The organism is Peptoniphilus sp., assembly GCF_022767005.1.
Lineage (GTDB): Bacteria > Bacillota > Clostridia > Tissierellales > Peptoniphilaceae > Peptoniphilus_A.
Map to the genome: position 1 here is coordinate 1 of NZ_JALEOV010000054.1, position 12,490 is coordinate 12,490.

Here is a 12,490-nt window from a genome sequence, read left to right on the forward strand (position 1 = left end):
CATTATTCTATCCAGTTGTTTAATATATTCTTTTATCTTCATAAACAACTCTCCTTTTTCTTTACCTGTCATTTCTCTTACTTACAAATAATAGATAACTTAAAAATTTAAAATATTATATAGAATCAAAAAGAATATATAAAATCTCCTCTTGGAGTTTACAGTTTATACAACTTAATTGTAAATCTAAATTCCTGAATTTCTTTTTATTTAATTGCTATTTTATACACTATAAAGGTGGTGTTGCAAAATAGAATTATCTATTCTGCAACACCACCTTCTTTTTTAATCTTAATAAGTTCTATATATTCATACTTATTGTTTTATTTTATCTTTGCTTTTTTGTTGCGATGTTAATTTCAGAGCTTTTATATAATTTAAAACTCTTTTTTGTGCTTCATCTGGTAATATTTTAAAAATATCATAAGCTTTTATTATAGTTTTATTCATAAATCCAACTCCTTTATCGCCTCATTAAGGCTAACAAATTCCCCTTGTTCTTCTGTTGTTAATTCGTTCATATCTTTTACAAAAGTATCCATATTGCCCCCTATTTTTTATATGCTTCTCCTCTTGGTAATATATTTATAATTTTGATATTTTCTTTTTCTTTTGTGTATATTACTCTATATACACCTACTCTTAATCTATATTGTGGTAAACCTTGAAGTTTTTTATAGCTTCAAGTATTGTTTTTTTGTCTATTATCTATTTTTTTAGATTTTTAATTGCTTGTCTACTAATTTCAATACTATACATACATCAATTATACCCCTTGTACTCATTTTAACAAGTATTGTAAATTACAAGTGAATATTATATCCACCCATAATCTATAAATCCATAAAGGTTATAATCAAAATAATCAGTACAAACATCTGATTTATCACAATTATAGCTTTCCATATATTTTTCTATATCCTCAATCATATCAAAGCCTTTTTTATTTCTGTAACATATGTCTTGACAGTTAAGAATAATTCTGTATTAAAGTTTATTTTTAATTGAATTGTGCCATTAACTAGCGTATAATTAGTTAATGATAATGTGTGTTTTTTAATTTTCATAAATACATGGTATCAAAAAAGACGAGGTTTTTATTATCCTCGCCTTTTTTATTTTGGGACTTTTGCAACAGCCTCTTGAATTAATTTATTTTTTTATTTTATAGAGTTATTGCCTCTTTAACTCTATTTATAGGAATTACTCCCTTTTCCTTAAAATCTTCTTCATAATCCTTTACAGCATTTTTAAAATCTTCTTTTATTTCATCTTCTGTTGTGCCATAAAGTCCAATTATAGCATCTACTCCCAAAATTCTTCCATGAAATTCTTTATCTTCATCTATCCACTCATACCATGCTAAATAACCATTATAGTTAAGATATTTTTTCATAAAATCCTCCTTTTATGATAGCGTCTCTGATATCTTCCGCCCTACCTCTACCTAAAAAGGTTTTTCCATGCGGATTGTGCATCCGTAAAATCATTTTATCATTAAAATACCATTTTTCACTACTACCAGCTCCCTCTCTTTTTTCCCAATTAAGAATAGAGGCTAGTGTTAAAAAGTCTTTATATTTTAAATTTTTAGATATATTTACATCTAAAAAAGATTTTATTATTTTTTCTTTCTTACTCATATTCTTATTATACCCTCATATTTTAATTTAAACAAGCGACTATAAACATTATAATCGCTCCTATTGTAATTTTACCTACTATATAAGTAAACATCATTTTTTTCTTCTAAATTCATTTTATACCTCTATTTCTTCATACTCTTCATCAAAAACTTCCATATATCTTATTTCATCTTTTGTAAATATATCTTGAAGTTGTGCCACTTCATCAATTTCATCTTTATCAAAAAACACTATATTAAAAATTTGAAAAGCAATTTTACTGCCCTCTATAATCATTATATAGTCAGTTACAGGTGCTTCTATGGTATTTATCTCAATTTTTTTATCAACAGCAAATACCATATCATCGGCTAATATGGCGAACTTTGAAATTACCCAAAATTCATTAAAATCTTCTAAATGATTTGCTATATAGTCTTTAATTTCACGTTCTAATTTCACTTTTTCTATTGAATTAATATTTATAACTTTCATTTTATACCTCAAATTCATAATCCATAAAAGTTATAATCAAAATAATCAGTACAAACATCTGATTTATCACAATTATAGCTTTCCATATATTTTTCTATATCCTCAATCATATCAAAGCCTTTTTTATTTCTGTAACATATGTCTTGACAGTTAAGAATATAATTCTATATTAAAGTTATTTTTAATTGAATTGTTCCATTAACTAGCGTATAATTAGTTAATGATAATGTGTGTTTTTTAGTTTTCATAAATACATTGTATCAAAAAAGACGAGGTTTTTATTATCCTCGCCTTTTTTATTTTGGGACTTTTGCAACAGCCCCTTTTTCTTTGCTATTAAATATTTTGTCTTATAAATAGTCTTATTTATAATTTTTTTATTTTAAGCTGCTTTATAAATTTGATTTACTTTTAATGAAATTAAACTTTTGTAAATGTTCTTGGTGTTAGTTTGTTTTCTATTATTCCAAGTATAAAGTCTGCCACAACTGCCATTAGTGCCGTTGGGATTGCTCCTGCAATTATTATTGGACTTCCATTGGCTACGGTTATTCCTCTTGTGATTATATCTCCAAGTCCTCCTGCGCCAATAAATGTTCCAACTGCCGTTACGCCTATGGCAAGGACTAAGGCGTTTCTAATCCCTCCCATTATAATTGAAATTGCAAGGGGCAATTCAACTTTTGTCATTAGCTGAATTTTTGTCATGCCCATACCTGTTGCTGCGTCAACAAGTTCTAGCGTTACAGAATTTATTCCTGAAACTGTGTTTTTTAATATTGGAAGGATTGCATATAAAAATACGGCAAAGACAACTGTATTTGGTCCCGTTCCTATTAAAAACATGAGTATGGCAAGCATTGCAAGGGAAGGTATGGTCTGCATTACATTGGCAATGCTAATTGTAAGTCTTGAAAGTTTTCTTTTTCTCGCCACGAAAAATCCAAGAGGTATTGCAATTATTGATGCAAATAAAACTCCATAAATGGAAATTAAAAAGTGCCTAATAAATTGCTCAAAAACATAGCTTGAATTTTGTGCGTAGTACATTATTACATCAGACATTTTTTCCTCCTTCCACAAAAGCTTTATACTCTTGCAATTTATTTTTGTCGATTTTTACATTTTCAAAATAATTATTTTTTTTCAAAAAGTTTTCCGCTACCTTCGCTGGTTCGATTAAGTCTTCGTCTGCTTGTCTATTTAATTCCTGCATAGTTTTTGATGAAATTTGTCCTACTAGTTTCATTATTGCAATTTCTACTTCTGGATATTTTTCCACAATTTTTTCTGATGCAATAGGTGATGCGTCATAGGGTGGGAAAAGTCTTTTATCGTCTTCTAATATTACTAAATCGTAAGATGAAATTTTTCCGTCAGTTGAATATCCAAGAACTACATCCATTTCACCACTGGCAAGTGCTGTATAGACAAGTCCAATATCCATTGGATAGACTCTTTTAAATCCATAACCATAAGTTTCTTGAAAGGCCTTATATCCGTCGCCCTCTCTCTTTATCCAAGCTGTGTCAACTCCAACGCTAACTTTATCCTTTATTTTTTCTAAATCTGAAACTTTTTTAAGATTGTTTTCTTCTGCAAATTTTTTAGTAACCATAAAGGCATATGTGTTGTCAAAGCCAAAGGATGGATACCAAAATCTATTCCACCTCTTGTAATATTCTTTCATTACAACTTCTTGTGCTTCTTTTGGATCTCTTATTGGTTTCATTCCAAGCTCGCCACTAAGTGCAGTACCTGTGTACATAGCACCAACTACGTTGACATCCCCTTTTAACATAGCTATGTGGTTTAAGACTGAAGATGACAAATTTGTTATTAATGAAACATCAAGGTCTGTGTGATGTTCTATCATTTGCTTAACCATTTCTCCCAATATTTGTCTTTCTGTATTTGACCCAGTTGCAACAACTACGTTTGTTTTTGTGTTTCCACCAATGCCAGGTAGAGTGCAAGATGTCAAAAATATGGAAGCCATCACAAAAATTAAAGTTAATTTTTTTAATTTCTTCATCACGCCACCTCACTTGTCTTGTTAGGTGAAAGTTTGTCTTCTAAAATTCCAAAGAAAAAGTCAACAATTATAGCCATTAGTGTTACGGGAATTGTACCCCATACGACCATTGGCATTATGGCATTTGTAAGTCCATTGAAGATGAAATCTCCAAGTCCTCCTGCTCCAACATAGGATGCAAGAGTAGTCCATGCAAGTACATAAATGGCAGAAAGTCTTATCCCACTCATAATTACTGGCATAGCCATTGGTATTTGTACTTTAAAAAGAATTTGCGACCTCGTCATGCCCATGCCCTTTGCTGCGTCAATTAGTTTGTCATTTACTCCTGCTATTCCAAGATAAGTATTCCTCAAAATTGGAAGCAGTGAATAGATAAAAAGTGAAACTATGGCAGGTTTTTTGCCAACTCCAAAGATTGGAATCATTAGTGCCAATAGTGCAAAGGACGGTACAGTTTGAAGTACTGATGCAATTGCCATTACAATTTTTGCCGTGGTCTTTGAGCGAGTTAAAAATATTCCTAATGGAACTGCAATTAAAACTCCAAAAAATAGTGAAATTGATGCAATAAAAAGATGCTCTATTGACTTTGATAAAATTTCTCCACTATTAGCAAGTAAAAAATCAATCATTATCTTCACCTATCTTTTTAGATGTCTCTCCTGATGCATCTTTCATAAGCTCTGACAAGTTGTCATCTTCAAAAATTTCTTCAGTTTCTTCTTCGCTTTCATTTTCCCAAAGGTTTGTGTAAATTGTATCTACTACCGAAGCTCTAGTTACAAGTCCAACGAGTTTATTATCTATATCTACTACTGGAAGGTTTTTTATATCCAAATTATAAATATCTCTTATGGCATTCATAATAACTGTGTCTTCTCTTATTGCATAGACTTTTTCCATTACTTCGTCGAGAGATTTTATTTTTTTACCAAATCTTCCTATGTCAAACATTCCAACTGCTCCAAGAAGATGTTCTTCTTCGTCAGTTACAAAAATTGTGTCTACCCTTCTTTTCCTCATAAGGGCAAGGGCATCGTAAGTAGACCTATCGCTAGAAAGTGAAACTGGATCTTTTAACATAATTGTTTCTACAGTTCTGTAAGATGTTTTTGCTTCATTTAATTTTTCTTCGCCAAGCATATCTTCCACGTACTTGCTCTTTGGATTTTTTAAAATATTTTCAGGCGTGTCAAATTGTTCCACATGTCCCTTTCTCATGATTACAATTCTATCTGCGAGGGATAATGCCTCGTCCATGTCGTGAGATACAAATACTATGGTCTTTCCCATTTCCTTTTGAAGTCTTTTCACAAGTTTTTGCAAGGCATCTCTAGTTATTGGGTCAAGTGCACCAAAGGGTTCGTCCATTAGAATAATATCTTGGTCTGCTGCAAGAGCTCTTATTACTCCAATCCTTTGCTGTTGTCCTCCAGATAGTTCTGATGGGTATTTATCTAAGTAAGATAAGGGTAGGTCTACTTTTTCGATTAAATTTTCTGCTATTGGTCTAAGTTTATCCTCATCCCACTTTAAAAGCCTTGGCACAAGAACTATATTGTCGTAGACTGTCATATGTGGAAGTAGTCCAATTTGTTGAATTACATATCCAATTTTTCTTCTCAGATCAACTGGATCCATATTTTTTATGCTAACTCCATTTATCAAAATATCTCCACTAGTTATATCATTCATTCTATTGATCATTCTCATGCAAGTAGTCTTACCCGATCCACTGGCTCCAATAAAGCATATAAACTCGCCATCTTTAAATTTTAAATTTATATTTTCAGCTGCAACCTGATTGCCAGGATAGATTTTACTGACATTTTTAAACTCTATCATTATAACCTCTCCTTTTTTTAACTTATTTTTATTATACCCTAAATAATAATATTTCAAAAATTACTCATTTTGACCTTTTATACATTAATGTTATAATAGTATTGTAAGTATAATTTTTGTTTTAAGGAGGATATTATGGCTAACGATTATCATGAACCAGCGGAAGAAATGACAAAAAAATCAAGAGAAATTATTAGAGCAATTAATTCATTAAAAGAAGAAATTGAAGCAGTTGATTGGTACTACCAAAGAGTTTCAGTTACTGAAGATAAAGAATTAAAGGAAATAATGTGGCACAATGCAGAAGAAGAAATGGAACACGCAATGATGACACTTGAATGGTTACGAAGAAACCAAGAAGGTTGGGACAAACAAATGAGAACTTACCTATTCTGCGAAGGCGACATTATGGACGCAGAAAAATAATTGTAAGTGAACGATAAATACTAAAAAACTAATAATATTATAAAAAATGGCTAAATATCAAATATTTTTGTATATTTAGCCATTTTTTTATTAAACCTTTTTAATTCTAAGCTCTAAATTTTTTTCCTTAATTTTATATGCAGTATATTCTCTCATTAGTTCATAGAGAGTGGATGCTAAAGGTATAAATGCCCACATTCCTACTACTCCAAATAGAGACCCACCAACTGTAATCGCAACTAGTGTCCAAAGTGATGGCAGTCCTACTTTGTTTCCAACTATCTTTGGATATACTAAGTTTGATTCAATTTGTTGAAGAATTAAGATTAAAATTATAAATATAATTCCCTTTGTAGGATCTTCTATTACAGTCATTATAAAGCCCATGGCTCCGCCCAAAAAAGGTCCAATGATTGGAATGAGATCTGTAACTCCAATTATAACTCCAAGAGTTGCTGCATTGGGAACTCCAATTACAAAACATGATACAAAAGTTGCAATCCCTATAAAAGTGGATACTGTAAGTTGTCCCCTTATAAATCCAAAAAAGTTTTCGTGAAGAAGACGCACTACGTGAATTATTTTATCTGCAATTTTGTTATTAAAGAAAGAATAACAAATTCTCGTAGCTTGGTATCCAAGTCTTTCCTTGTCAGCCAAAATATAAATTGATGTTATAAGGGCAAGCATAAAGGATACTAGTCCGCCTAGTATACTCGATGCAGTTGAAATTGCACTGTTAAGTATATTCGATGGTCTTTCGCTTGATGTTACAAAGTCCCTAATTCTATTAAATATTTCGTTCCAACTTAAATTGTTGTACTCGCTTTGCAGTTTGTCTGAATAATTACTTAGATATGGAATTTCTCTAGTCTTGTCAATTGCCATTTGCAAAAAGCTTGGCAGTGATTTTCTAATTCCGTCAAAGGAATTGATTAGCTGAGGTACAATTATTGCCATTATTATAAATATTACTAGAATAATAAATATAAAGGTTAGGGCTATGGAAATTGTCCTCTTATGCTTTTCTATTTTTTTATTTTTTATTTTGCTAAAAACTTTTCTTTCAAAAAAATTTAAAGGTATTTTCATTATAAAGGCAATTACTCCCCCAAGTATGAAGGGTGCCATTATGCCAAGCAATGTGCCAAAACCTGTAAATATACTTTTGCTGTTTAAAAATAAATAGGCAATGAATAATAGTGCAAGTCCCGTTAAAAAAATCTTTTTATAAACTTCATTTTTAAAGGATAATTTCTTTAGCGGGCTATTAACACTTTCTCTTATTTCTCTTTTTTCTTCCATTAATTCTCCTTATTTTTTTGAAAGGCTATCTAAAAAATTAAAATACTCTTCCAAAAAAGATTTTTGCATATCCGCTATGCTATTGATGTAGATTTCAGAAAAACTAAGTGCCAATTTCATTTGTCTTGAGAAGAGCTCTCTATAATCGTCGATAACGCCAAGAGTTTCCTCTTTAACTTCTTCTTGATTATAAAGCATTGGCAAATTACTTTTCCTTTTACTTTTTTTCTTTTTATCTTCATAAATATTTGGATTTATTTCCATAATTATTTCAAAGCCCTTGTCGTCGGGTTTTTCCTTTTCCTTTAAGTCAATTTCAAGGTTATCTTTTTTTAAAGGAGCTTTGCTATAATCTAGTGGGAGTAAAAATCTAACGGGATTTACCGCAAGAGATTTTTTGTCTTCTTCCTTTGTAAAGGAAATTACACCGCTATTTTGATGTTTTGAAATTTCTTTTAACTTTAAATCCTCTAATTTTTTTGAATCTTCATTATTTTTTAAATCTTTTTTACTCAATTTAAAAACCTCTCAATGCATCAGGTCTAAAATTTTTCTTTTTCAAAGTTTTTTCTATTGCCCTAATGAGATCTAGTCTGTCTTCATTTAGATTTCCAGCAAGTAGAACATAGTTTGACGCGTGGTTTGACCTAAAGACTGTACCTTCTGAATCAACGTGCTCCAAAAATATTTTCATCTCTTCTAAAATTTCGCCTGCACTAGGCATTTTAAATTTGCCAGAAATATAATCTGAGTAAAGTGGTGTATTCTTGTAAATTCTCATAGTGAGATATCCCAAGAAGTCCGGCTTAGTTTCCGATACAAGTTTTGCAGTTCCCACTGCATTTCTTTCCATACCTTCAACTCCGCCTAAGCCTGCAATAATAGTTACAGAAGTTTTAAACCCTGCTTCCTTTGCCTTTTTCATCGCAGTTACGTACTCATCATAGGTAATACCCTTTTTGATTTCTTTTAAAAGCTCTTCATCCCCAGTTTCAAATCCAATGTATAACATTTCAAGTCCTTCTTCACGAAGGGTTTTTAATTCATCAAGGGACTTTCTATTTATGTCTTGAGCAGTTGCATAAGATGAAACTCTATTTACATTGGGATAATATTTTTTTATAGTCCTTAAAATTTCAACTAGGTCTTCTGTCTTTAAGATTAGTGCATCTCCATCAGCCAAGAATATTCTTTCAAAATAATCTCTATATGAGCTCATTTCTATTAAATCCTTCTTAATATCTTCAAGAGGTCTTATCCTAAAGTCATCATCTTTATACATATAACAAAATGTACAATTGTTGTGAGAACATCCCACAGTCGCCTGAATAATTAATGACCTTGCCTCACTTGGCGGTCTAAAAACATTTCCGTAATACTGCATATTTCTCCCCTTCTAATTTTATTTTTAATTCTTACCGTGTTTCTTTAATAAATTGTCCTTAACCTTCCATAGTTTTTCTGACAAGTCCACGATGTATTCATTTGGATTGTCAAGTCTTTTAGTTTCCTCCCACAATGTGTCCAGTTCCATCTCAGCCTTCTTCTTTATTTCTTCAAGGCTTGGAAGTTTGTATACAAGTTTGCCCTTGTCGTAAATTTGTACGAGAACTTTCTTTACAGTGTAATTTGTAAGAGTTTTTCTCTTCCATGTGTAAACTGGGTGGAAAATTTCATAATTGTCTTCTGGTATTTCTTCATCTCTCAATGCAACTACATCTGCCATTGCCTTTCCAGTTTCATTTTCGTAAAATCTATAAAGTTCTTTAAAACCTGGAGTAGTAATTTTTGTAACATTCTCGGATATTTTTATCTTTGGAATAATTTTTCCGTCATCGTCAATAGTTGCAACTAATTTGTAGACTCCGCCAAAAACTGGAGATGATTTTGATGTAATAAGTCTTTCGCCTACTCCAAAGGAATCTAATTTTGCTCCTTGATGTAAAATTGTCCTTATTGTGTACTCATCAAGTGAGTTTGACGCCATAATTTGTACATCGGGATAGCCTGCATCGTCGAGCATCTTTCTTGCCTTATTTGATATATATGTTATATCTCCTGAATCAATTCTAATGCCCTTAGGTCTAAATCCACGAGGGACAACTTCTTCGTCAAAAACTTTTATTGCATTTGGCACGCCCTCTTTAAGAGTGTCGTAAGTATCTACTAATAAAAGACAGTTGTCTGGATATACTCTTGCAAAGGCTCTAAAGGCTTCAAGTTCTGTGTCAAACATTTGAACCCAAGAGTGTGCCATAGTACCAAGGGCTGGCACTCCAAACATTTTGTCAGATAATGTGTTGGCAGTCCCTGCGCATCCACCAATGTATGCAGCTCTCGCCCCTAAGTTTGCGGCAGAATATCCCTGTGCTCTCCTCGATCCAAATTCAACAACTGGTCTGCCCTTTGCTTGTTTTACAATTCTTGATGCCTTTGTAGCAATCATTGATTGATGATTTAAGGTTAAGAGAACCATTGTTTCTAGCATTTGTGCTTGAATTGCAGGACCTCTTACTGTAACAAGAGGTTCGCCAGGAAAGGCTAAAGTTCCTTCTGGCATTGCCCACACGTCGCATTCAAATTTGAAATTACTTAAGTAATCTAAAAATTCTTCGTCAAAAATATTTTTGCCTCTCAAAAATTCTATGTCATCTTCAGAGAAGTGAAGATTTTCCATGTACTCGATTAATTGTTCTAGCCCAGCAACAATTGTGTACTCGCCATTGTCAGGCACTTCTCTAAAAAACATATCAAAGATGACTTTCTTTTCTCTCATGTCTTCTTTAAAAAATCCATTTGCCATTGTTAATTCGTAAAAATCCACAAGTAATGTGAAGTTTTTCTTAACATTATAATTTACCATTTGATACTTCCTTTTTTTCTCTCTACAATATGACGCTCTTAATTTTGTAGCGTCTTTAATTAAATTATATAAATTATACCACATTGCGAAGGTTTTTGATATTTTATGGTCTTTAGAACTTAAACAAAAGTTATCAAAGAATTTAATTTTTAATAACTCATTGTGTTATAATTTTTAAGCAAAAGTTTAGGCGATACAAAAATATTTTAGCGTCTTTACAAATTGTATTTAGTTAAATTTAAAAAATAACTGTGCTATAATGAGAATAGATTGGTAAAGGTGAAATTTTTTGGAAGCAATAAAAAGCACTGTGGACATAGAAAGGTCCCTTATAAAAACATATAGACGAGATATTTACAAAAAATTTGTACAAGGTGTAAATAAATATGAATTAATCAGTCCCGGCGACAAAATTGCCGTTGCAATTTCTGGCGGCAAGGATTCCCTTACTCTTGCAAAATTATTGCAGGAATTAAAAAGGCATAACAAAGTACCCTTTGAACTTGAATTTATAACAATGGATCCAGGTTATCTTCCTGAAAATAGAGAAAGGCTTGAGTTCAACTGTGAAAAAATGGGCATACCAGTTAAGATTCACAACTCCGATGTTTTTTCTGTTGCAGAAAAAATGTCCGAAGGCGGTTCTCCTTGTTATATGTGTGCTAGAATGCGCCGTGGAAATTTGTACAATAGGGCGAAAGAACTTGGCTGCAATAAGCTTGCCCTTGGTCATCACTTTGACGATGTCATCCAAACAGTTCTTTTAAATATTATTTATGCCGGCGATTTTAAAACTATGATGCCAAAATTAAAATCGCAAAATTTTGAAGGTCTTGAACTTATTAGACCAATGTATCTAGTTCGTGAAGAAGCAATCATACGCTTTATGAAGTCCACTGGACTATCTGCCCTTGATTGCGCTTGTACTGTTACAAAGAAAAAATCTGGCAACAAGAGGTTTTTTATAAAGGACTTAATCGAAGAACTTAAAAAAGAAAACAAAAATGTTGACATAAATATTCTTCGTGCTACTGAAAATGTAAATATGGAACAAATCTTAGGCTTCAAAGAAAAAGGCGAAAGACACGACTTTTTGGAATTTTATTAGGAGGACATATGCAGGAATTTAAAATGATTTCTTGGAATGTAAATGGACTTAGAGCTGTCATTAAAAAGGGGTTTATGGACTACTTTAAGGAACTTGACGCTGATATATTTGCACTTCAAGAGATAAAACTCCAAGAGGGTCAAATTGAAATGGACCTGCCTGGTTACTACGAATTTTATAATTATGCAGAGAAAAAAGGTTACTCGGGTACGGCAATTTTCTCTAAGAAAGAACCTATTAACGTAAATTATGGAATTGGAAGGAAGGAACACGACAACGAGGGACGAGTTATAACGCTAGAATTTGAAAATTTTTACTTCGTTACTTGTTATACACCTAATTCAAAGAGAAAATTAGAAAGACTTGATTACAGACAAGTTTGGGAAGACGACTTTAGAGCTTATCTAAATGATTTAAAGGCAAAAAAGGGTGTAATTTTATGTGGCGACTTAAATGTAGCTCACAAAGAAATTGACTTAGCAAATCCATCTACTAACAGAAAATCTGCAGGTTTTACTGATGAAGAGAGAAATAAATTCACAGAACTCTTGGATAACGGATACATCGACACCTTTAGATACTTTTATCCAGAGCTTACCGATGAATATTCGTGGTGGAGCTATTTTGCAAAATCGAGAGAAAGAAACATTGGCTGGAGAATAGACTACTTTGTAGTATCAGATAGCCTTGAAAAAAATTTAATAGATGCAAAAATTCATCAGGAAATTATGGGATCGGATCACTGTCCTGTTGAACTTAAAATAAAGCTTTAAATATAGGAGGTA

General features: G+C 31.9%; 15 protein-coding genes. 3 read left to right on the forward strand and 12 right to left on the reverse strand.

Translation table 11 applies throughout. The features are described from left to right. Positions 1–315 precede the first annotated feature (315 nt). From MR285_RS04245 to MR285_RS04280, 8 genes are all read right to left on the reverse strand, one after another. Positions 316–450 carry a hypothetical protein gene (locus MR285_RS04245; protein ID WP_293558350.1) on the reverse strand — a complete coding sequence of 45 codons (135 nt, stop codon included), beginning with the start codon at positions 448–450 and terminating at the stop codon, positions 316–318. A 715-nt stretch (positions 451–1,165) separates the two neighbouring features. Next, complete coding sequence (locus tag MR285_RS04250) at positions 1,166–1,396, reverse strand: hypothetical protein (RefSeq protein WP_293558352.1); 231 nt, start codon at positions 1,394–1,396, stop codon at positions 1,166–1,168. Continuing rightward, entirely contained in the window at positions 1,380–1,643 is a 264-nt protein-coding gene (locus tag MR285_RS04255; protein ID WP_293558354.1) for a hypothetical protein, read from the reverse strand. The genes MR285_RS04250 and MR285_RS04255 overlap by 17 nt, the downstream gene beginning before the upstream one ends. 117 nt (positions 1,644–1,760) lie before the next feature. Then, positions 1,761–2,120, reverse strand: coding sequence for a hypothetical protein (locus tag MR285_RS04260; protein WP_293558356.1), 360 nt, complete (start codon positions 2,118–2,120; stop codon positions 1,761–1,763). 420 nt (positions 2,121–2,540) lie between these two features. Next, the gene (locus MR285_RS04265; RefSeq protein ID WP_293558358.1) at positions 2,541–3,185 is read right to left on the reverse strand and encodes an ABC transporter permease; all 645 of its coding nucleotides are present in this window, start codon (positions 3,183–3,185) and stop codon (positions 2,541–2,543) included. Next, a complete protein-coding gene (locus tag MR285_RS04270) occupies positions 3,178–4,155 on the reverse strand; it encodes an osmoprotectant ABC transporter substrate-binding protein (RefSeq protein WP_293558360.1) in 978 nt (325 codons plus the stop codon). The genes MR285_RS04265 and MR285_RS04270 overlap by 8 nt, the downstream gene beginning before the upstream one ends. Next, entirely contained in the window at positions 4,155–4,790 is a 636-nt protein-coding gene (locus tag MR285_RS04275; protein WP_293558362.1) for an ABC transporter permease, read from the reverse strand. The genes MR285_RS04270 and MR285_RS04275 overlap by 1 nt, the downstream gene beginning before the upstream one ends. Beyond that, positions 4,783–6,003: an ABC transporter ATP-binding protein gene (locus MR285_RS04280; protein WP_293558364.1), complete on the reverse strand. Its 1,221-nt coding sequence runs from the start codon at positions 6,001–6,003 to the stop codon at positions 4,783–4,785. The genes MR285_RS04275 and MR285_RS04280 overlap by 8 nt, the downstream gene beginning before the upstream one ends. A 135-nt stretch (positions 6,004–6,138) precedes the next feature. Between MR285_RS04280 and MR285_RS04285 the strand changes: the two genes are divergently transcribed. Beyond that, positions 6,139–6,429, forward strand: coding sequence for an encapsulin-associated ferritin-like protein (locus MR285_RS04285; RefSeq protein ID WP_293558366.1), 291 nt, complete (start codon positions 6,139–6,141; stop codon positions 6,427–6,429). A 90-nt stretch (positions 6,430–6,519) separates the two neighbouring features. Here MR285_RS04285 and MR285_RS04290 read toward each other — a convergent pair whose 3' ends face one another. The 4 genes from MR285_RS04290 to MR285_RS04305 are packed head-to-tail and all read right to left on the reverse strand — an operon-like array spanning position 6,520 to position 10,597. Continuing rightward, positions 6,520–7,734, reverse strand: coding sequence for an AI-2E family transporter (locus tag MR285_RS04290; protein ID WP_293558368.1), 1,215 nt, complete (start codon positions 7,732–7,734; stop codon positions 6,520–6,522). 9 nt (positions 7,735–7,743) lie between these two features. After that, positions 7,744–8,250, reverse strand: coding sequence for a hypothetical protein (locus tag MR285_RS04295; RefSeq protein ID WP_293558370.1), 507 nt, complete (start codon positions 8,248–8,250; stop codon positions 7,744–7,746). A 1-nt stretch (position 8,251) separates the two neighbouring features. Then, entirely contained in the window at positions 8,252–9,118 is an 867-nt protein-coding gene (locus MR285_RS04300; protein ID WP_293558372.1) for a radical SAM protein, read from the reverse strand. Between the two features lie 24 nt (positions 9,119–9,142). After that, complete coding sequence (locus MR285_RS04305) at positions 9,143–10,597, reverse strand: nicotinate phosphoribosyltransferase (protein ID WP_293558374.1); 1,455 nt, start codon at positions 10,595–10,597, stop codon at positions 9,143–9,145. A gap of 289 nt (positions 10,598–10,886) precedes the next feature. Here MR285_RS04305 and MR285_RS04310 point away from each other — a divergent pair, with 289 nt between their 5' ends. Together MR285_RS04310 and MR285_RS04315 are read left to right on the forward strand one after the other, a co-directional pair. Then, positions 10,887–11,705: an ATP-binding protein gene (locus MR285_RS04310; protein ID WP_293558376.1), complete on the forward strand. Its 819-nt coding sequence runs from the start codon at positions 10,887–10,889 to the stop codon at positions 11,703–11,705. An 8-nt stretch (positions 11,706–11,713) separates the two neighbouring features. Beyond that, positions 11,714–12,478, forward strand: coding sequence for an exodeoxyribonuclease III (locus MR285_RS04315; protein WP_293558378.1), 765 nt, complete (start codon positions 11,714–11,716; stop codon positions 12,476–12,478). Positions 12,479–12,490: the final 12 nt, after the last annotated feature.